Genomic DNA, 20,303 nt, shown 5'->3' on the forward strand with positions numbered 1-20,303 from the left:
GAGTGTCGCCAGATGCCTAGCTCCGTTTGCGAGGACCCCACCATCCTCCGCCCATCGAGACCATTGCACCGAGAGGATGCTCACAACATGCCGGGCCAAGCTCGTCGATGACGAAATTGAGGCGCCGCAGCGGTATCAGCAGCTCGGCCGCGAGCCACAGCTCGCCCCCCCAGCGCGCGCGGAGCTGGGCCCGAGGCCCGACCAGCCCCGCCACCCAGGTCTCCTGGCCGCTGCGACCCACGATGCCATCACCCTCGCCGCGCGCCCAGCTGCGCCCCACGGCCAGCCCCGCGCACACGGGGAGCGCGAGCCGGTCGTTGGCGAGGCGCCAGACCGGGCAGCCTCGGCCAGACACGGCCGCCAGCTGGACCACCGCGCGGGCCCGGGGAGCGACCTCGGCGGTGAGCGGCGGCAGGTAGAGCACGTCGAGCCCCGCCGCCCAGCGTCGTCCCGTCACCGCGCCCCCGGCCGTGAGCAGGGGGTGCACGAGGTGGAGCACGCCCACGGCCACACCACCACCGACTTGGACGCGCCCGCCCAGCGCGCGCGCGGGCGGTTCGCGCTCGGCGGTCGGCGTCACGGCCGAGGCGGCGGCCGGCTCGAGCGCATCGTCGACGTCGGCGGGGTCATCGAGCGAGACGGGCTCGAGCGCACGCGAGGGCTCGGGCCGATCGAGCTCGTCGCCAACGGGCTCGTCGAGGCTCGAGTCGGGCGCCGGCACCTCGGGCTCTTCGGGCTCCTCGTTGGCGGCGGGCGGATCGGCGGGCTGGACCGTCAGCCCGATGACCAGCGCCGACGCCTCGTAGAGCGCCTCGCACGACTCCGCCGCCAGCTCGCGCTCGTATGCGACGCCGTCGACGTCGAAGACCAGCCGAGCGCGCCAAGGTCCGCCGTCGTGCTCGGCGTGGAGTCGAACCGAGCCCAACGCCGTCGGGTTGGTCACCTGCGTCGCGAGGCGCTCGCGCAGCGCCTGGGCGTCCTCGCAGGCGCCGTCGACCACCAGCGTCGCCGGCTCCCCGATGGCCACGCGGCCGAGCAGCGCGAGGGCGTGGAGCCAGGCGGTCATCGGACGAGCCGGAGCGTAGCCTGGAATTCGCCGACCCGACGCCCTTGGTCCCGCGACCGCTGGCTAGAACGCGTACGACAGCCCGTAGTCCACACAGTCGTTCCGCCCCGACGCAATCGAGATCCACACGTCGGCATTCTTCGGCGTGAAGAACCCTCCGCACTCGAAGTCGTCGATGTGCGCCTCGTCCTGGCCGCAGCACCCGGGCCGCCCCTCGGGGGAGGTGGCCGCCGCCGACCCGCCCGCGCAGCTCACCCCGCTGGCGCTCCCCTCGAGGCACTGCATGTACACGCACACCTCGGTGTCGATCGCAGCCGTGACGGTGGCCTGGGGCTGCTCCGTGCACAGCACCAGCCCCTCGTTGCCGAAGTAGCGATACCAGTCGGTCTGCGGGCCATCGAGCGTGCCCACCACGCCGAGATCGATCACGCTGTCACAGCCCACGTTGCCCAGCACGATGGCGGTGGCTTCGTCGCCATGAGGATCGGTGTCGATCGAGCGACACGCGAGCGGCACCTCGCAGCTCCCCTCGTCGCTGCACGAGAGGCCCTCGTCGCAGGTGCTCCCGGCGTCGCACGGACACCCCTCGGTCCCCACCGGACACCCGTCGTCGGTGGTGGGCTCCGCGGTCTCCGAGCCCGAGTCGGCCACGGGCCCCGACTCCTCGCTCGGGTCGGAGGTCGTGGTGCCGACCATCGTGCCCGCCGACGTCGTGGTGGACGTGGTGGGGTCTCCTGCGGTCGACTCGCTCGCGCTCGTGCTCGCGTCCGTCTCGGTCGCGTCTCCCGGCGGTGCATCGTCGGTTCCGCACGCCAGCACCAGCATCGAAGCCAAGAGCCAGGACCCCTTGCCGCCCATTGGTTGGAGCCTATCAGGTGTCGTAGCGTCGAGCCGATGCCCAAGCTCACCTACTTCGACTTTCCCGGCAGCCGCGGCGAAGAGTGCCGCCTGGCCCTCCACGCGGCGGGCGTTGCCTTCGAGGACGACCGCATACCCGGCGCGAGCTGGCCCAACCTCAAGGACCAGACCCCGTACGGAGGGCTGCCCACCTTCGAGGTCGAGGGGCGCGGCGTGCTGGCCCAGAGCAACGCGATCCTCGTCTACATCGGCCGCGAGCACGGCCTCCACCCTCGCGACAACTGGCTCGCGGCGCGCCACGAGGAGCTGTTGTCGGCCTGCGAGGAGGCCCGCGTCCAGGTCTTCCCCATCTTGCGGATCACCGATCCCGAGCAGAAGAAGCAGGCCCGCGAGGAGCTGGCCGCGGGCTTCTTGAAGCGCTGGGGTGACTGTGTCGAACGGCGACTGCGCGAGCTCGGCGACGGCCCGTTCACGAGCGGCGATGCGCTGCAGGTGGCCGACATCAAGCTCTACATGATCGGTCGCTGGTTCTCGTCGGGAGGCGTGGATCACGTGCCCAAGGACGTCTTCGGCGGCTGCTCGCGGCTGCTCGGCGTCGAGCGGGCGGTGGCCGAGCACCCCAAGATCGTCGAGTGGTACGCCCGCTGAGCAACCCATGAACCAACGCTGCCGTGCGGCCTGCTACCCTCACGGCACCGATGGCCCTCGCGCCCGCCCGCCGCGTGCCCCCGCCCGCCGCTCGTCTCGGGATGCACCTGCCCGACGATCGCTACGTGCCGCTGCGCGCCGACGATCTCGTCGCCGCGCTGGCCGAGGACGCCGAGCGCTTCGGCCTACGCAGCTCGCAGGTCCGCGCGGTGGCCGAGGCGCTCGACCGGGTGGTGGCCCAGGAGACCGAGGAGCTGCGACGGGGGCTCGAGCGGGCGTACCACCCCTTCAACCCCGCGCGCGACACCCTGCTGCTCGGCAACGAGGACGAGCGGGCCGAGCGAGCGCGGCGAGCCCGGGGCCTCATCGCCTACGTGCTCGACAAGGCCAACTTCGAAGCGCTCGACTCCACGCAGGTGCAGGCGGCCGTGGGTGCCGCCAACTCCCATGGGATCCGCATCCGCGTCCGTCCCGAGCGCGTGGAGTGGATCGAGCTGTGGGTCCGCGGCCGCACCATCGGCAAGCGGGCCGTTCGGACCCTGCGACGACCAATCGCGGGCGAGGAGCACGAGATCGAGCTCTATCGACGGCTCGCCGTGGTGTTCCAGAGCAAGGAGGACGACTCGCTCAACCTCAAGCTGTTCCGGGAGATCCCGGTGGCCGACGTGGAGGCGCTCTTGCCCCACGCCGAGGTCGCCATGAGCGGTTTCGACCGACTCAAGGTGCTCGGGGGCAGCATGGGCGCGCTGGGCGGGCTGGCGACGCAGCTGCTCGAGAGCACGGTGGTGGCCGGCCACCTGCTGTGGGTGGGCGTGGCCGCGCTGGGCGGACTGTCGGTGCGCTCGGTCCTCGGCTACCGCCGCGCCAAGCTCTCGCGACTGTCACAGATGACCCATCATCTCTACTACCAGAACGTGGCCAACAACGCGGGGGTGCTCGATCAGCTCGTGGCCAGCATCGGGCAGGAGGACCTCAAGGAGGCCGTGCTGGCCTACACCATCGTGCACGGAGGGGCCACGAGCGACGAGACCAGCCTGCGCAAGGAAGTGGCTGGCTGGCTACGCGAGCGCTTCGAGGTCGAGGTGGATTTCGATGGGCCGGACGCGGTGGCCACTCTCGCGCGTCTGGGGCTGTGGGCGGACCGCAACGCGTGGACGGTATGCCCGACCGAAGCGGCGGTGGAGCAGCTCCAGCGGGCGTGGCAAGAGCGACGAACGGCGGGGCATCACCTGCGCGCAACCGATGAACGCAAGGGGTAGGATGTCGAGCCCGCGACCGCTTCGAAAATGGTTCCAATTTGACCCATGGCTCGTCGCCCCGGCCGGCGGCGCGCCAGACCCCATCGATGCCTGGATTGGGTAGGATCTTCGTGGATTGGCCCCCGACCGCAGCACTCGTCAATCGCGCTCGTTGGCCGAGCAAGACCTCGAGGCGCTGCGCTTCGTCAATCGCGTCTTGCCCGTGCCGGTCGTGCTGCTGTCGGCGCTGGTGACGTTCCTCTCCGACCGCCCCTGGGTCACGGGCGGTCTGGTGGTGGTCTTCGTCGGCGTCAACGCCGGGCTGGGCCAGGTGGCGATGCGTCGGGGGCGGGCCCTGAGGCCAAGGACCAACGAGCTCCGCCACGTGTTCGACGTGGTGGTGCTGCTGCTGATGGGGATGACGGCGGGGCCACGCGCTCCCGTGATCCTCATGGCGATTCCCCCCATCTGCGGGGCACCGTTCTTGCTCCGCGGCTGGCGGGTGTGGGTCGCGATCACCGTGGTCACGGGGGCCGCCTTCATCGGCAGCCTGCTCGCCGGCGCGGCCTTCCTCGACATCGCCCCCGTGTTCATGGCCGAGATCGGGCTCGCGGCGGTCCTGGTCGCCGCCGTCGTCGAGCTGCGTCGCCGCGAGGCCGAGCGCGAGGAGGCGCTCGAGCAGGCCAACCGCGCGGCTCGAGCCAAGTCCGAGTTCCTCTCGCTCATGAGCCACGAGGTTCGGACCCCGCTCCACGGCATGATGAGCACGATCTCGCTGCTCGAGGACCGAGACCTCGACGCGGTGAGCCGGAGCAAGATCGCCACCGTCGCGACGTGCGGGCGAGACATGCTCCGCGTGCTCACCGACGTCCTCGCGATGTCGCAGATGCAGAGCGGGGACATGGACCTGCCGGAGCAGGATCTGGTCGTGACCGAGCTGACGAAGGAGGTGATCGAGCGCGCCCGTACCATGGTCGGCGCACGCGACGTCGTGCTGACCACCGAGCTCGATCCCAGGCTCGCACATCGCTACCGCGGCCCCACGCAGGCCATCGGCCAGGTCCTCGATCGCCTGCTCCACAACGCGATCTCGTTCACCCCGACGGGAAGCGTGACGGTGGGGGTGACCCAGAGATCCGACTCCCTGTGCTTCGTCGTACGGGACACCGGGAGCGGGATCCCGCAGTCGGCCATCTCCGGGATCTTCGCGACCTTCACCCAGGCGGACACGACCACCACGCGCTCGCACGGCGGCATGGGGTTGGGGCTCGCGATCTCCAGGCGCATCGTCGAGCACCTCGGGGGCCGCATCGAGGTCCACAGCGAGGAGGGCGTGGGGAGCACGTTCTCGTTCACCGTCCCGTGCCAGGTGATCGAGAGCGAGGGTCCGGCCCACGCCACCGACGAGGGCAAGGCGAGCGCGCCGCGGCTCACCCCCGACGATCTCGTGCTGGTCGTCGACGACAACGAGATCAACCGACGCGTGATGGTCTCGATGCTCCGCAAGCTCGGCTACCGCGCCGACACCGTCAACGACGGGCAGGAGGCGGTGGAGCACACGCGTACGAACATGTACCCGCTCATCCTGATGGACTGCTTCATGCCGGTCATGGATGGTTACGAGGCCACCCGGCTCATTCGCCAGCGCGACGGGCATCGCTCGCGGATCATCGGGATCACGGCCGACGCCCTGGCAGACGCGCGCACGCGCTGCCTCGACGCGGGCATGGACGACTACGTGGCCAAGCCGATCCCGCTACCGGCGCTGCGGGCCCTGCTGGGCGACGCGTCAGGTCAGCCGTAGGCCCACCGGCAGGCTGTCGCCGAACATCCGGGTCGCGTCGCCCTCCGAGCGCGCGGTGGGTCGGGTGACCATCTCGATCCAGCTCGCGGGTGCGCCCGCCTTGCCCAGGCGGTCGACCACGAGCCCGCGCAGCTTCGCGCTCACGTCGCGCGCGGGGTCGCCGGTGCTCGCGGCCAGCGAGGCCGCGGCGAACGAGGCCCCCTCGGCCGTGCTCCAGTCGAGCGCGAGCAGCCTGGACAGCCATCCCTCGGCCACCGTGGGCCCGACCACCTCGACCGCATCCCCCGGCAGCCCGCCCTGAAGGGGAACGCGCGCGCCGACTCGTCCCAGCGGCCAGTAGGATCCGAGCTTCTTGGCGCGCTCGATCAACAGCTCGCCGATCGTCTGCTTCTCGGCCGCGGGGATCCGCTCGAGCGTGGCCAGCAGCTGCATCATCTCCACCGGCCCGTGCGCGGGCGGCCCGGGAGGCGGCTTGCCCTTGCGCCACAGCCACGGGCGCACGTCCTCGAGCAGCGCCCGCTGGCGCTCGGCCGACAGCCCGGGGGCCACGCGGCGCCACGCGATCCAGTACTCGGCCCAGCTGGACTTGGTCGGTCGCCGCAGCCCCTCGTCACGCAGGGCCCACAGCGCGTCCAGCCGCGCCTCGTCACCGGGATCGCCGAAGCCCGGTCGCAGGCACCACCCGAGCAAGCGCAGCCAGTTGAGCTCGTGCTCGTCGCTCTGGCCGCGCTTGGGCGCGAGGCGCAGCAGCGCGTCGCCGAGCGCACGACAGGTGCTCACCGACCACTGCGCCCGCGGATCGAGCCGCTTCTCGAGCTCGCGGCGCAGGCCCTTGACCTGCTTGGGGTCCTTGTCGGCGAGCACCCGCTCCAGCCGCTCGATCGCATCCTCCACGCGCGGATCGGGCGGCGGCGGCTTGGGAGCCCGCAGCGCGTTGGGGGCATCGGCCTCGGTCTGCTGCTCCGCGGCCGCCGAAGGGCTGCGCAGCACGAACTCCAGCCGCCAGCGCCGCGGCGGCAGCTCCACCGTCACGAGGTAGAGCTCGAGCGCTCCGCTGAGGCTCAGGCTTGCCGAGAGCGTCACGGGCACCGTGCGCCCGTCGGCGCCTCCCGTGCCGGCCTGGCCGCGATCCCGCAGCACCGTCTCGAGCGGCGGCAGCGGCTCGAGCTCGGCGGCGTCGTCCCCCCGAAGCTCCACGAGGGCTCCCGGAGGGTCGACGCGATCGCCCGTGTACGCGTGCAGCGGAAACGCCACCAGCCGATCGAGCAACAGCTCGAGCACGCGGTCGGGCACGCTCGCGCTCGCGCCCTCTTCCATGCCGCGCGGCGCGATGCACAGCGCCTGTGGGGTGCCATCGGCTCCCGCAAGCTCGACGTAGTAGGCCCGCGCCGTGCCCCCGCCGATCACCTCGCCCAGCCCGCGCCGCGCCAGGGCCGAGCGCACCGCTCCGTGGGCCACCGCGGTCTCGAGCGACGTGTGGGGCAGAAGCGGCACCGGCTCGCCGTACCAGCCCGCGAGCACCTCACCCAGCCGCTCGATCATCGCAGGCGCGTTGAACACCCCGCCGTTGAGCAGCAGGAGGTCGGGCCGCGGCAGGCCGTCGTCGACCCGCGCCCCAGCCTCGGTGGCCGCATGCACGTGCCGCCGCAAGAACGAGCACACGTGGCGGCCGATCGAGGCGTCGGTCGCATACGGCAGCCCCAGCGTGGTCAGGCCCGCCCTCGCCGTGCGCTCGGCCACCTCGGCTGGACCCGTGAGCGGCAAGAAGCCGTCGAGCAGCACGCGCTGCACCTCCTGCCGATCGAGCGTGATGCTGCGGGTGCTGCCCACCAGCCGCGAGCCACGGCCCACGTAGGAGATCACCGCCTGGTCGGGTGCCTCGCTGCCTCCCTGCGCCCCCGACAGCAGCCGCTCCTTGGCCTGGCGTGCCGACTGCACCAGGCCCGACCACACCGTGGCGTCGCTCGGCCGCTCGATGCCGGCCTCTTGCAGCGCATACACGGCCAGCGCAGCGTCCATGTTGTCGCCGCCGAGCATCAGGTGGCCGCCCACCGCGATGCGCTCGATCGCAGGCCGGTCGCCCTCTCGCTCGGGGGGCAGCACGCGCAGGAGCGTCAGGTCGGTGGTGCCACCGCCCACGTCGACCACCAGCACCAGGCGCGCCGCCGCCAGCCGAGGATCGAGCGCATCGGCGTTGGTCCCCAGGTAGTCGTAGAAGGCTGCCTGCGGCTCCTCGAGCAATCGCACCGCGCCCAGGCCCGCGGCCTGCGCCGCGTCGGTGGTCAGCGTGCGCGCGCCCTCGTCGAACGAGGCCGGCACCGTGACCACCACGTCTTGCTCGGAGAGCGGTGCATCGGGATGGAGCTGCTCCCAGGTCCGGCGCAGGTGCGCGAGGTAGCCCACCTGCGCCTCGAACGGCGACACATGCGGCTCGTCGTCGGGCGAGTTCCACGGCAGGATCGGCGCGCGCCGGTTCACCCCGCCGTGGCACACCCAGCTCTTGGCCGAGGCCACCAGGCGCCCGGGCACCTTGGCTCCCAGCCGCCGCGCCACCTCGCCCACCACGTGCGGCTGCGATCCCCACGGCAGCGCGCGATCGGCCTCGGACAGCTCGCCCGGCGCGGGCAGGTAGGTGAACGAGGGCAGCAAGGGGCGCTCGGCGACCTCGCCCGGCGCGATCAGCTGGGGCACCGGGAGCAGCCGCACCACCGGGTGATCGAGGCGTGCCGAGGAGATCGCACAGTGCGTGGTGCCCAGGTCGATGCCGACCGCGAAGCGAGGCTCGCCCATGATCCCCGCCTACCCCTGCCCTCGCACGTCGAAGCTCAGCTTCCAGCGGCGGCCCGGGGTCTCGCGGCCCGCGGGCGCGTCCTCCACCGCCGACAGCTCGAGCGTGCCCACCTCGGTCACGCGCGCATGCAGGCGCACCTGCACGATCTCCTCTGCGATGGCTCCACTGGCGGCCTGCTCGTGCTCGGACGCCTTCGGCGTCCGAAGGCCTTCGAGTGCGGTCTCGATCGGCGCGAGCTCGGCGAGCTGCGCGGGGGTGGTGGTGGTGCCCACCGTGTCCTCGCGTCGGCTGCTCGAGCCAAAGAAGCGGAACGACACCGGCTCGCCCACCACCAGCCCGAACGCCTGCGGCAGCGACACCTCCGAGCCCTCTTCCATGCCGAACGGGGCCACGCACACCGCGTCGACGCGCGGCGGGATCCCGGGCACCGCGAGCTCCGAGCGCTCGATCCCCACGTAGTAGGCCTGCACCGTGCCGCCGCGGATCCGCACTCCGCCCTCGCGGCGGGCGCGGGCGTAGTACGCCGCGCCGTGGCTCACCGCCAGCTCGGCGTCGATGCCCTCGAGCACCTTGGGCCCAACGCCGCCCTCGCCCGTGGCCCAGCGCGTGACGATCGCGGAGATGCGCTCGCGGATCATCGGCGAGCGCGTCACGCCGCCGTTGAACAGGATCGCGGTGGGGTGCACGAAGCTGCGCTCGTCGCCCCCCGTCGTGCGGGTCGTCGCGCTGCGGGCCAGGAACGCCGCGAGGTGCCGCGTGATCGCGGCATCGGCCGGATACGGCAGCCCCAGCGTGGTCAGGCCCATGCGGCGGGGGGTCTGCGGACGCGCATCCACGCCGACCTCGGGGAAGAAGCCCTCGAGCAGCACCGCATCGAGCTCGGCGCGGGTCAGCTCGGTGCGGATCGTGCCGCCGATGAGCTTGCTGCCGCGGCCGGGGATCACCAGCGGGGCGACCTCGGGCGCTCCCTCACCCAGCAGCGTCTCCTTGGCCGCGCGGCAGCCATGCGTGAGCGCGCGGACCTGCCAGTCGTCGAGCTCCTTGCCCTCCGCCTCCATGCGCGCCCGCACCGTGTAGGCCAGCGCCAGATCCATGTTGTCGCCGCCGAGCAGGATGTGGTCGCCCACCGCCACCCGCTCGAGCTGCAGCACGCCCTCCTCCTCGCGCACGGCGATGAGCGAGAAGTCGGTGGTCCCGCCGCCGATGTCGACCACCAGGATCACGTCGCCGACCGAGACCTCCTTGCGCCACGCCGCGCCGCGCCGCGCCACCCAGGCGTAGAGGGCGGCCTGCGGCTCCTCGAGCAATCGCGGCGGCTCGTCGAAGCCGGCCAGCTCCGCCGCCTCGAGCGTGAGCTCGCGGGCCACCGGATCGAACGACGCGGGCACGCACAGCACCACGTCTTGCTCGTCGAGCGGCGCCTCGGGGTGCGCATGCTCCCAGGCCGCGCGCAGGTGGCCCAGGTAGCGCGCCGTCGCCTGCAGCGGTGACAGCTTGGGCACGCCCTCGGGCGCCTCCCATGGCAGGATCTCCCCGCGGCGGTCGACCCCCGCGTGCGACAGCCAGCTCTTGGCCGACGACACCAGCCGGCCCGGCGTGCTCGCGCCCTGGCTGCGGGCGAGCACGCCCACCACGTCGCGCGCGTTGGGGTACCACGAGAGCGCCAGCGAGCCCGGCGGAAACTGGCTGTCGGCCGGGCAGTAGAGGAACGAGGGCATCAGGGTGCGCTCGGCCACCTCGCCCGGCGCGACCACCTGGGGAATCGGCAGCGGCACGGGGGGCGCGTCGTTGCGATCGTCACCATCGCCATCGACGCCCGCGTAGGACAGCGCGCAATTGGTCGTCCCCAGATCGATGCCCACCGCGTACTTCACAGCTCGACCTCGGCCGGGGCGATGATCGTCGGGTCGTGCCCCGTCGTGAGCTCGGGCAGGCGGATCTTCTCCACGCGCCAGCCGTGGTGCGCCAGCGTGCCCTTGAACGGCGGCTCGCCCGTCACATTGCCGGTCACGCGATTGAGGTTGGCGTCGTAGCCCGCCGGCAGCTCCACCGCGTCGCCCTCGGCCTCGCTGCGGATCGCCGCGAGCGTGACCACGTCCTTCAGGCCCCGGGTGCAGCCCTCGTGCACCACGCGAGCGGCCGCGCCGATGTCCGCGTCGGAGAAGCCGCCGACGTCCTCCTGCAAGAAGTCGACGAAGCGACCCTCGCGCTGGAGGATCGCCAGCAGCTGGAGCGCGGGCGTGTGATCGACCTCGGGCGCGATCTCCTTGACCGTGGGCTCGGGGGCGCGGGCCTTGGCCTCGAGCTCGCCCTGGAGCTCGATCTTGGCCTCGGACAGCGAGAGCAGCTCGCCCTCCAGGGCGCCCACGATCTTGCGCGCGGCCAGGCCATCGAAGAGCACCCGAAAGGGCAGCGTGAGGGCGAGCCAGAGGCGGGCGCCGAATGCGAGTGGTTCCACGTCGGTGACCTCCCTGCGGGGGGTCGTGATAGCGCTGTCTTGGGCGCGCAGGTAGGGGCGAGGCGGGAGAGGGCCGTAGGAGCGCCACGGAGCCGGGATCGACGGGTTTGGCGATCCGGGCCCGGTGGCACGCGGTGTGCGGCGGGCTGCCGACCGTCGTCGCTCCGCGCCGCTCGTCTCCGTCGCCGGGCGGTGCGATACTCCTCGAGCCGTGTCTGCCCTCGCCCATCGCGTGCGCTACAGCCACGCCGAGTATCTGGCGCTCGAGGCGTCGAGCAACGTCAAGCACGAGTACCTCGACGGTCAGATCTACGGCATGGCAGGCGGCTCTCCCGAGCATGCCGCGCTGGCCGCAGCCGTGGTGGGCCTGCTGTTCCCCCAGCTCCAGGTCGGCCGATGCCGGGCCTTCAGCGCCGACCTCCGCGTTCGCGTGGAGGCCACCGGTCTGTCGACCTATCCCGACGTCACCGTGGTGTACGGCCCTCGCCAACGGGCCGTGGAGGATGCTCAGGCCGTCACCAACCCCACGTTGCTGGTGGAGGTGTCCAGCCCCAGCACCGAGGAGTACGACTGCGGCGACGAGTTCGAGCACTATCGACGACTCGCAGCGCTTCGGCAGTACGTGATCGTCTCGCACCGAGAACGCCGCGTCACCGTGTGGAGTCGTGGCGACGACGGCACCTGGGCGGAGACCACGGCCGTGGATGGCGAGCATGCCGAGCTCGACTCGATCGCCGCTCGTCTCGACGTGCGGGCCCTCTACGACGCGATCGTCGAGCCCGAGTGAGCCGCCCCGCCGCGAACGGGGCTGCGATTGCTCGCAGCCCCGTCGGTGGCTTCGACTCACGAATCGCTAGAACTGGGTCTGCAGCACCTCGGTGTGGCAGCTCAGCGCGCCGAGGTCGACGGGGGTCACCGCGTCGGCCCCGAGGCTGCTCGAGCTCTACTACTGGGAGTCATCGAACCCCAGCGATCCCAACCCCCCGAAACGGCGGGACTTTGGCACTAACCCACCGGGATCGCTTGGGGTTCTCGCTTTGGTTCGGGTGCCCTGGAATCCCCCCGCATCCCCCGAAATCCCCCCGGGCTTTGGAGCCGTTGGAGCCGCCCCAGCGTTGCGACATTGCAACGGCTGAGAACGTGGCCCGAGGGGTCCCCTCTGCCGCCCGAGGGGTCCCCCTGCCGCCCGAGGGGTCCCCTCTGCCGCCCGAGGGGTCCCTGCCGCCCGAGGGGTCCCTGCCGCCCGAGGGGTCCTCTGCCGCCCGAGAGGTCCTCTGCCGCCCGAGAGGTCCTCTGCCGCCCGAGAGGTCCTCTGCCGCCCGAGGGGTCCCCTGCCGCCCGAGGGGCCCCCTGGCACGGGTCGCAATCGAGTCTTCGCCCCAATCCCGGCTCACGGCCACGCGTCAATCTTCCTCATGCACTTCCAGCGACGCCGGAGTGAACTTCCCGACTTTTAGTTCCTTCCCGTCGAACCACTGACAGGTGAGGAACTCCCTTTCGGCATCGACCTGCCCGACTGTCATCACGGGGCCGCCGGACCGAAGTTGCACGAGATCACCTTCTTTGATTTCTGATTTCATGGGGCGCAGCCTATGGTGTTGGTGCGCGCGGCACAAGGCCCGCACTTACTACCGGCTCACGGCCCAACCAAGAGACGTCCGAACGGGGGAGGGCTTGCTTGGGGTGCGCGCTGGCGACCTCGCAGCCCCACAAAGAGGGCGACCCGCAGGCACAGCGCTCGGCCCCAGGCACAGCGCTCGGCCCCAGGCACAGCGCTCGGCCCCAGGCACAGCGCTCGGCCCCAGGCACAGCGCTCGGCCCCAGGCTACTCCTTCCTAACCCTCTTTGACTCTCGGTCACAGAATTTGATCATCTTGTTCAAGATGAAATCGGCTGATTTATCGCTTGCATAATTGAGCTGCCAACCCTCAGGGAGAAAGAAGTCTTCAATGATAGCCTCCTCGCGACGATTGATGCGCATTAGCACATCTAGGTCACTATCGACGACGAGGCATCGGCGTCGCATCGGTGCTAGCTCTCGTTGACGGAGGAACTCTGCCCACCCTTCCCGTTCCGGCTTCTCAGTTTTGGAACGAATCGCCAGGATTTGAACAGTTCGATTTCTCGCCTAGGTGTCAATCGTGATACGGCGGTAGCAGCGACGCCGTTATCATAACTCGTATCAGCCGCAAAGACCTGAGCATAGCGGTCAAGCTCCGCCAGTGGATCCTTGCGAATATCCCTAGCGCCGAAAAATTGAAACAGCGCGTAGATCTTCTTTGGACCCTTCTGCTCGCGCGCGTGCTCCCGCTGGTGGAACATATGATAGGTGCGTCCGTCGTCGGGCACGATGAACGATGTCTCGTTTTGTCTAAGACCAGCAAACGGCTCTTCCCCGCAACCGATGTAGACATACTGTTGCCGGGGTTTGCGTGGAGTGTTTGCCATAATGATCTTCCAAACTCGTTTGATATGTCCGCTGCCGCTGGGCCGCGAACAGCACTTGATTACGGCGCGCGCCTGGGCCGGTACTGTACGCTCGGCGTCGCGACCGGCCCGTTCCACGGCTCCGGCCAATCGAGGTCGATACGGATATCCGCGCCGTTGCGCAACCATATCTGCCTGGGCCGGTAGGATCCCTCTCGGATCAAGTCAATGTCCGGCCCGGGCGCAGGTGGACGGACAATCAACACAAACGCGAAGCTCCACCACTGCAACACAAGGCCGCCAAGCCCTCCTCCCCATGACGCGAGCCTGAACGCGACGCCTGGGACAGGGTCATGCCCCAATTGGGCGGTAGACACCAAGACCAAACCGGACGGCGGAGGCAAATCGTATTCGCGAAATACCACCTCCAGCAGATCGCCCGGAGGCAATACTCGTCCGAATTTCTCTTGGGAGTACGAAGCCCTGCCAGATGCGAGCAGACCGCACAGAGCCTTCAGCATCCACCGCTCGATATCCGGACCGCAGAAAGCCTCCCGCACTTCTAGAGAGTCCAGAGTGCCGCCATATGCCGCTTCTGCAATGGCCTGCAAGGTGCTGTAGAAATGCCCGCCCAATTTGTCGATGGGGCTAAGCGCGCGATTGTGTCGTGCGCAAAGCATCCTTGTGTTGAGGTTGGATGGCGCGATGGGGTGTGATCCATTGTCGTTGGCCCACCCCGTCACGCTCAGGCTCTTCCCTGCCGCAATAGACTTGAGCACAATCTCGCTGATGAAGTGCTCCCTTTCCATCTTGCCGAAGCAGTCTCCCAGTGGGTGCGCGTAGCACTTCACATTTGGGGTGCCTGGCTCTGGCCCGGGTGGTTGGAGGGATGTCCGCGGTGCGCGATCTGGCGTTGCGCGAGCGTAGCAGCACTCCACGGCCAGCTTGCCCGAGCCGCATAGGCATGCGGCTGACCTGAGACTGGTAGCCCAGCCCAGCCAAGCGGAGATCTTGTCTCTATCGAGGGACTCGGAGGACGTCACGAAGTCCTGCACGAGAGCCACCCGCTCGTCCGCCGTAGATCCGATCACTTCCGCGATGCACTCCGCGATCACCTGCACTCCTTCAGCCGGGGTGACTTCCCCTGCGAGAAACAGACGGTAGACCTCGTGAACATAAGCGCGGCTGCCTGTTTCCACCCCGCGGAGGGGGCTGCTACGACGCCGCTTGCGGCGTGACGGCTGTTTGGGCATCAGCGCGACAGGATAGCAGGCGTTTCAGACGTTGGTACTCCAAACGAGCCCCAAAGACGACCACACGGGTCGATGTACGCAGCCCGCTACATGTGGACGGGGCCCATGCTAGCCTCGCGCCAGCAATGAGGATGCGCCCCATCGCTGCCCTGGGTTGTGTCATGTTCATGGCCGTTCCCGTGCCTGGCCACGCCGCGTCAGAGCCTGCGGGCGAGAACGCCGAGCAAACCGAGCGCACCCGTATCGATCGAGCTTGGCGCGTGGGGACGGGCTGTCGCGCGATGCGGGTAGCAGCGTGATGTCCACGGTCTGCTCGTCGTTGTACGGGAGCGCTTCGAAGTAGTAGAACTTGGGCGTGAACTTGCCCGCGTCACCAGCCGTCACGTTGAGCGGGCGCGCCTGGCCGGGGTTGATGCCCGTGGTGCCGAGGGTGTTGGCTCCGATCACGTTGAAGTTGCAGGGCCTGGGGGTGTCGCATCCCATCGTGACCCCTGGCCGTTGACGGCCACGGCGCTTGCAACGGGTGACGAATACGGGGTGAACCTGGCCCGCTGGGGAACCCGCGCAGATCCAATAACTTAGGCCCTACAACTCATTTACTGGGAGAACCTCTCGGCCGCCAGGCTCGGCGAGGTGTTCGGCGTGCCCGAGGGCACGATCCGCGGCCGTCTGCGCGCCGCCAAGCTCGATCTGCGCGCGGCCCTCGACACGCTGGCCAGGGCCGGCGAGGACGTCGAGTCCACCGTGGCCAAGCTCGAGGACTGGGCCCGCTCGCTGCGAGCGCCAAGCGGCTGAGACCAAGCAGGCCCGTCGACCTCGGCGTGGCTCGGGACTTGCACTCCTCCGGCCCGGAGAATTGCCATGAGTGTGACCGTCATCCTGCCCGAGGTCTCGACGTGCGAGGCCACCGCCTGCACGTACAACGCCAACCATCGCTGCCATGCTCCGGCGATCACGATCGGCGACGCGGTGCTGCCCATGTGCGACACGTTCATGCCCGACAGCCTCCACGTCGCGCCCAAGCCCGTGGCCGGGGTCGGCGCGTGCAAGGTGCTGTCCTGCGTCCACAACCGCGATCGAGCATGCCACGCCGCCTCGATCGACGTCGCGATGAAGGGCGCGCAGCCCGACTGCACGACGTATCAGAAGCGCTCCAAGTGAGCGGGTGAGGGGCGGGCGAGCGCAGGCGGGCGAGCGCTCACGCCCACGATCATTCGCTCGCGCCGCGCACCACCTCGGCCATCCCCGGCTCCTCGGGCGCCCGTTCCAGCCCCGAGAACGCCCATGGATTCGCGAACAGCTCGCGCATCAGCCTCGCCACCGTCGCCAGTTGATACCCATCGACGAACCGGTGATCGATCGTCGCGGTGATCGTCACCTGCGGTCGCAGGGCCAGCGCTCCGTTCCACTCCGCCGGCACCCGCCGCTGCGATCCCACGCATACATAGAGCGGCACGTGGGCAAACGGCGTGGGCGGCACGAGCCCCTCGTCGATCCCCAGCATGCCGATGCTGGTGATGATCGCGGTCCCGAACGGATACGGCTCGACGCCGAGCGCGGGAATCGAGAACCCACCGCACCCGCCCAGCCACCCTACCCAGCGCAGCATGGGCCGCAGCAGCCACGTGGGCAGCAGGCGGATGACCCCCTTGTTCTTGTTGAACGCATCGTCCTTGCCCTGGTGCAGCGCGCCCGCCCGCTCGCGGAGCTCGCGGGCGATCCCCTGCGGCCCCTTCTCGTCGGCGCGCTCGATCTTGGCCTTGCCGAGATCGCCACCTTCTTCGAGCGCGACCAGGAAGCTCAGCGCCACCGTCTCGTGCGGGATGTAGCGCCCCAGCCAGATGCGACCGTTGAGGCTGGGCGTCGCCGCCAGCGCTCGCGCCACGCAGGCGCCCACGAAAGCGGTCAGCGTGACCCTCTCGCCGGTCGTCTCCCGCAGCCACGCCAGATAGCGATCGACCTGCTCGGTGTCGAGCGCGATGCGGCCGTAGATGTTGCCGTCGCGCGGCGTCCCCCAGGTGGCGATGGCCAGCTTGCGCCGGGTGGTCATGGTCTTCATGGCAACGACTCCGCCCCGAGCATAGGCGCCCGCGCGCCGCTTCGCACGTCGACGACTCCATGGCACAATCGCATCGATCCATACGAGCTCGAGCGGCACCTCGATGAGCCCTCCACCGGCACGCACGCGCCTGGTCGTCGTCTACGCGCAAAACGTCTCGCTCCTTGGCCTGCGCCGGGATCTCGTGCCCTCCGCCGAGCCGGTCACCATCGGGCGCGGCCCCGACAACACCATCGTGCTCCCCGACGACGGCACCTCGCGGCACCACGCTCGCATCGAGCGACGCGACGACGAGTGGTGGATCGTGGATCTCGGCAGCACCAACGGCACCTACGTCCACGACGAGCGGGTGGAGAGCGCCCGCCTGCGTCGGGGGGACATGATCCGCATCGGCCACACGATCATCAGGTGCGTCGACCCCGAATTCGATCGACAGATCGACGAGTCGAGCTACACCGCGACGCCGATCGACGGCCTGACTCAGCTGTACACCCGCTGCCATCTCCTCGCACGGCTCGAGGAGCAGCTCGAGCACGCGGGGCGCCCCGGGTGGAGGCTCACCCTCGCGCTGCTGGACATCGAGCGCTTCAAGATGTTCAACGACACCCACGGCCACCCAGCGGGAGACCAGGTGCTGCGGGAGCTCGCCGCGCTCATGCGGCCGCACGTCCGCGACGGCGAGGTCCTCGCCCGCGTCGCCGGCAACGTGTTCGCGGTGTTGCTGCCGAACATCGACCTTCGGCCGGCCACCACCCGCGCCGAGGCGATCCGCACCGCGATCGAGACCCACCGCTTCATGGTCGAGGGACGCGGGGTCTCACTGACCATGGCGCTCGGGATCGCCGAGGCGAGCGAGGACATGCGAGACGCCAGCGAGCTCATGCGAGCGGCCGACCAGCAGCTCCACGCCGACCAGCTCCATCGCCGTCGCTCCCGCTGACACCACCCTCCGCGGCACCCCACCCCGATCACGCGCCGTCAGCCGGCCGGCTCGGGGTTGATGAGGCTCGTACCCGAGCCGCCCATGTACGCGTAGCTATCGGCCAGGTCGTACCCGACCACCGCCACCGAGAACCCCGACGCGCCGAGGATCTGGTGTACGCCGTCCTCGACCTGCACCCGCGCCACCTCCCAGCCCGCGCCCCCGTCGGTGAACATCACGTCGTCGATCATCACCCCGTCGAGCTCGATCGAGACCCCGTTGGGGCGCGTGATCACCAGGAAGTCCCAGGTCCACTGATCGGGCACCAGCACCACGTAGCGATCGAGGAACTGCTCGGTGGGCGACAGCTGAAGCATGGCTGGATCGCCGATCTGCTCCCCGAGGTGCTCCCAGCCGGTCATGTAGTCGAGCACCGCGATCGGCTTGTCCGCTGACACGTGGAAGTCGCCGGGCGAGGCCGGCGGACCGCCCGCGAAGAATTCCAGCGTCTCTCCGGCGTCGAGCACCACCGGGCTCATGGGCAGGCCGGTCACGGGCACCGGCGCCTCGAACGTGATCGTGGTGTCGTCCTCGCTGGCCTGGATCTGCCACAGCGAGTCCTCGGGGTCGTTCGGATGGCGCGGGGGCACGCGCGACGCGGCGAAGTCGGTGCCCCACAGCCGCAGGCCCGCAACCTGCTCCTCGAGGTGATCGCAGGCGTAGAGCGGCCCCGGCACGAACGCGCACTCGTGACCGGTGAACACCCCGATCGCCTTGTCGGCCTCGATGCGCGTGCCCGCGAGCGAGTCGCCTTCGACCGAGACCGCCACCTGCGCCACGTCGCCCTCGTCGAGGTCGAGCGAGAACACCCCGCCCGCGATCCCCGGAGGCACCCCCGGCCCGGACAGCGTGGTCGCCGTGGGCCGCACCTGCACGTGGGTGTCGTCCTCGCCCGCCACGATCGTCACGTAGGCCTTGCCCGAGCCCGGCCCCCAGCCCACCACGTGCGCCAGCGTGTCCCAGGCCACCGTGGGGTACAGCAACGAGGCATCGGAGCTCCACCAGCCCATCACCAGCGGATTGAATTGATAGGCCACGATGGGCACGTCGGCGGTGATCCGGTAGCTGCCGCCCACGCTCAGACCGCTGCCCAGCTGCACCTTGTTGGCCAGCGGGAACACGTGCAGCTCGAGCGGCCCCACCGACACGGGACCGTCGACCACCACCCACGCGCCACCCTGCTTCTCTTCGACCACCACCTCGGCCATCGCCGAGGTCTGCACGTTGGACACGGCGACCGCGAACTGCTGCCCCTCGAAGATCTGGGCCTGATCGAGATCCACCGCGAAGAACCGGCAGCCCACCGTGCTGCCGATCTCGAGCGCATCGGCGCAGCTGGCCGGGTTGGGACCTTCGGTCTCCCCCGCGGGCACGTCGAAGATCACCCCGCCATCGGTCGTGTCGGCCACCGCCGTGGCACCCGAGCTCGTGGTGGTCGTCGACGGATCGGGAGCCGCCGTGGTGCTGGAGTCCACCGAGCTCGCCGTCATGCTCCCGCCGGTCCCCACGGGAGACGTCATCTCGGGCCGCACGTCTCCACCACACGCCACGAGAACGATGAACGGACCAAGGGGAGCGCGAGCCCACGAACGTGACATCGCGATCACGGTGCCACGGCGCGCGGCCCATGTCATCCTCGACCCATGCGCAGGAGCACCGGACTCGTCCGCATCCCGTCCCTCCTCGTCACCGCGCTGGGGCTCGGGTGTGCGACGCCCTCGGCCGGCGACGCGAGTTCCTCCGCCGACGACACCACCAGCACCGACGGCTCCGACACCGGCAACTCGCCGGGCACCACCGCCGAGCTCACCTCGGTCGCCGATGCCACCGGCGACACCACCACGAGCGACCCCACCGTCGACCCCTCGTCGACCGAGGACTCCGGCCCGCCGCCCATGGGCTGCACCGTGGCCTCGCTGTTCACCCCGGGCGTGCACACCGGCATCACCATCGACGTGAACGGGGTGAGCCGCTCGTACGATCTGTTCGTCCCCACCACCTACGATCCCACCGCCCTCCACCCGCTGGTCGTGAATTTCCACGGCCTGTTCGGCACTCCCCCGCAGCAGGCCGACTTCTCGCAGTTCAACCCCACCGCCGAGACCCACGGCATGCTGGTGGCCTACCCCGAGGGGATCGGCCAGTCGTTCAACGCCGGCGTGTGCTGCGGGCAGGCCAGCAGCAACGACGTCGACGACGTGGGCTTCGCCCGCGCGCTGGTGGCCGACGTGGCGCTCAAGATGTGCGTGGACGGCACGCGCGTCTACGCCACCGGCATGTCCAACGGCGGCCACATGGCCCATCGGCTCGCGTGCGAGGCAGCCGACCTGTTCGCGGCCACCTCCTCCGTGGCCGGCGTGCTCTCGCTCGCGGGTCCGTGCACGCCCTCGCGGCCGATCTCGATCACCCAGTACCACGGGACCGCCGACACCATCGTGCAGTACGATGGCTTCCCCAACGTGCCCGACATGATGGCGGCCTGGGCCGCTCGCAACGGCTGCGCGGCCGTGGCCGAGACCACCTTCGACCAGGGCGACACCCTGTGTCGGACCTGGCCCGGCTGCGATGGCGGGGTGGAGGTGTCGCTGTGCACGATCGAGGGTGGCGGCCACTGCTGGCCCGGCAACGCCTCGTGCATCTTCGGCAGCAGCACCACCGAGCTGCATGCATCGGAGGAGATCGCCCTGATGTTCGACTCGCAAGTGCTGCCGTGAGGCCG

19 protein-coding genes are annotated in these 20,303 nt (G+C 70.0%); 8 read left to right on the plus strand and 11 right to left on the minus strand.

The genetic code is table 11. The features are described from left to right. Window positions 1-16 precede the first annotated feature (16 nt). Both OEB96_RS44425 and OEB96_RS44430 read right to left on the minus strand, forming a co-directional pair. A complete protein-coding gene (locus OEB96_RS44425) occupies window positions 17-1,066 on the minus strand; it encodes a hypothetical protein (protein ID WP_266223065.1) in 1,050 nt (349 codons plus the stop codon). Window positions 1,067-1,129: 63 nt separating this feature from the next. Continuing rightward, a complete protein-coding gene (locus OEB96_RS44430) occupies window positions 1,130-1,924 on the minus strand; it encodes a hypothetical protein (RefSeq protein WP_266223066.1) in 795 nt (264 codons plus the stop codon). 36 nt (window positions 1,925-1,960) lie between these two features. Between OEB96_RS44430 and OEB96_RS44435 the strand changes: the two genes are divergently transcribed. The 3 genes from OEB96_RS44435 to OEB96_RS44445 all read left to right on the plus strand — a co-directional run bounded on the left by OEB96_RS44435 (window position 1,961) and on the right by OEB96_RS44445 (window position 5,614). Beyond that, the gene (locus OEB96_RS44435; protein ID WP_266223067.1) at window positions 1,961-2,572 is read left to right on the plus strand and encodes a glutathione S-transferase; all 612 of its coding nucleotides are present in this window, start codon (window positions 1,961-1,963) and stop codon (window positions 2,570-2,572) included. 50 nt (window positions 2,573-2,622) lie between these two features. Beyond that, the gene (locus OEB96_RS44440; protein WP_266223068.1) at window positions 2,623-3,831 is read left to right on the plus strand and encodes a DUF3754 domain-containing protein; all 1,209 of its coding nucleotides are present in this window, start codon (window positions 2,623-2,625) and stop codon (window positions 3,829-3,831) included. Between the two features lie 151 nt (window positions 3,832-3,982). Continuing rightward, window positions 3,983-5,614: a response regulator gene (locus OEB96_RS44445; protein WP_266223069.1), complete on the plus strand. Its 1,632-nt coding sequence runs from the start codon at window positions 3,983-3,985 to the stop codon at window positions 5,612-5,614. Here the strand turns inward: OEB96_RS44445 and OEB96_RS44450 are convergent. Genes OEB96_RS44450 through OEB96_RS44460 form a run of 3 tightly spaced genes read right to left on the minus strand, consistent with a single transcriptional unit; the run spans window position 5,600 to window position 10,863 of the window. Continuing rightward, on the minus strand, window positions 5,600-8,404 hold the full coding sequence (locus OEB96_RS44450) for a hsp70 family protein (RefSeq protein ID WP_266223070.1): 2,805 nt from the start codon (window positions 8,402-8,404) through the stop codon (window positions 5,600-5,602). The two genes, OEB96_RS44445 and OEB96_RS44450, sit on opposite strands and share 15 nt — an antisense overlap. A 9-nt stretch (window positions 8,405-8,413) precedes the next feature. Continuing rightward, window positions 8,414-10,279, minus strand: coding sequence for an Hsp70 family protein (locus OEB96_RS44455; RefSeq protein ID WP_266223071.1), 1,866 nt, complete (start codon window positions 10,277-10,279; stop codon window positions 8,414-8,416). Next, entirely contained in the window at window positions 10,276-10,863 is a 588-nt protein-coding gene (locus tag OEB96_RS44460; protein WP_266223072.1) for a DUF2760 domain-containing protein, read from the minus strand. The genes OEB96_RS44455 and OEB96_RS44460 overlap by 4 nt, the downstream gene beginning before the upstream one ends. 211 nt (window positions 10,864-11,074) lie before the next feature. Between OEB96_RS44460 and OEB96_RS44465 the strand changes: the two genes are divergently transcribed. Further along, entirely contained in the window at window positions 11,075-11,650 is a 576-nt protein-coding gene (locus tag OEB96_RS44465) for a Uma2 family endonuclease (protein WP_266223073.1), read from the plus strand. A 616-nt stretch (window positions 11,651-12,266) separates the two neighbouring features. Here the strand turns inward: OEB96_RS44465 and OEB96_RS44470 are convergent. The 4 genes from OEB96_RS44470 to OEB96_RS44485 all read right to left on the minus strand — a co-directional run bounded on the left by OEB96_RS44470 (window position 12,267) and on the right by OEB96_RS44485 (window position 15,026). Continuing rightward, window positions 12,267-12,443 carry a YodC family protein gene (locus tag OEB96_RS44470; protein WP_266223074.1) on the minus strand — a complete coding sequence of 59 codons (177 nt, stop codon included), beginning with the start codon at window positions 12,441-12,443 and terminating at the stop codon, window positions 12,267-12,269. Between the two features lie 451 nt (window positions 12,444-12,894). After that, window positions 12,895-13,212, minus strand: coding sequence for a hypothetical protein (locus tag OEB96_RS44475; RefSeq protein WP_266223075.1), 318 nt, complete (start codon window positions 13,210-13,212; stop codon window positions 12,895-12,897). 158 nt (window positions 13,213-13,370) lie between these two features. Further along, entirely contained in the window at window positions 13,371-14,141 is a 771-nt protein-coding gene (locus OEB96_RS44480) for a hypothetical protein (protein ID WP_266223076.1), read from the minus strand. A 567-nt stretch (window positions 14,142-14,708) separates the two neighbouring features. Then, window positions 14,709-15,026 (minus strand): hypothetical protein, encoded by a 318-nt coding sequence (locus OEB96_RS44485; RefSeq protein ID WP_266223077.1) that lies wholly within the window; start codon window positions 15,024-15,026, stop codon window positions 14,709-14,711. A gap of 111 nt (window positions 15,027-15,137) precedes the next feature. Here OEB96_RS44485 and OEB96_RS44490 point away from each other — a divergent pair, with 111 nt between their 5' ends. Together OEB96_RS44490 and OEB96_RS44495 are read left to right on the plus strand one after the other, a co-directional pair. Then, window positions 15,138-15,338, plus strand: coding sequence for a hypothetical protein (locus tag OEB96_RS44490; RefSeq protein WP_266223455.1), 201 nt, complete (start codon window positions 15,138-15,140; stop codon window positions 15,336-15,338). Between the two features lie 66 nt (window positions 15,339-15,404). Then, window positions 15,405-15,704: a DUF1540 domain-containing protein gene (locus tag OEB96_RS44495; RefSeq protein WP_266223078.1), complete on the plus strand. Its 300-nt coding sequence runs from the start codon at window positions 15,405-15,407 to the stop codon at window positions 15,702-15,704. 49 nt (window positions 15,705-15,753) lie between these two features. On the opposite strand, the gene OEB96_RS44500 is transcribed toward OEB96_RS44495, so the two are convergent. Next, window positions 15,754-16,602 (minus strand): 2-oxo acid dehydrogenase subunit E2, encoded by an 849-nt coding sequence (locus OEB96_RS44500; protein WP_266223079.1) that lies wholly within the window; start codon window positions 16,600-16,602, stop codon window positions 15,754-15,756. A gap of 103 nt (window positions 16,603-16,705) precedes the next feature. On the opposite strand from OEB96_RS44500, the gene OEB96_RS44505 reads away from it, so the two are divergent. After that, window positions 16,706-17,542, plus strand: coding sequence for a GGDEF domain-containing protein (locus tag OEB96_RS44505; protein WP_266223080.1), 837 nt, complete (start codon window positions 16,706-16,708; stop codon window positions 17,540-17,542). Between the two features lie 38 nt (window positions 17,543-17,580). On the opposite strand, the gene OEB96_RS44510 is transcribed toward OEB96_RS44505, so the two are convergent. Further along, on the minus strand, window positions 17,581-19,182 hold the full coding sequence (locus OEB96_RS44510) for an IgGFc-binding protein (protein ID WP_266223081.1): 1,602 nt from the start codon (window positions 19,180-19,182) through the stop codon (window positions 17,581-17,583). 45 nt (window positions 19,183-19,227) lie between these two features. Here OEB96_RS44510 and OEB96_RS44515 point away from each other — a divergent pair, with 45 nt between their 5' ends. Continuing rightward, complete coding sequence (locus tag OEB96_RS44515; protein WP_266223082.1) at window positions 19,228-20,298, plus strand: extracellular catalytic domain type 1 short-chain-length polyhydroxyalkanoate depolymerase; 1,071 nt, start codon at window positions 19,228-19,230, stop codon at window positions 20,296-20,298. Window positions 20,299-20,303: the final 5 nt, after the last annotated feature.

The organism is Paraliomyxa miuraensis (assembly GCF_026337845.1).
Classification (GTDB): domain Bacteria; phylum Myxococcota_A; class Polyangia; order Nannocystales; family Nannocystaceae; genus Paraliomyxa; species Paraliomyxa miuraensis.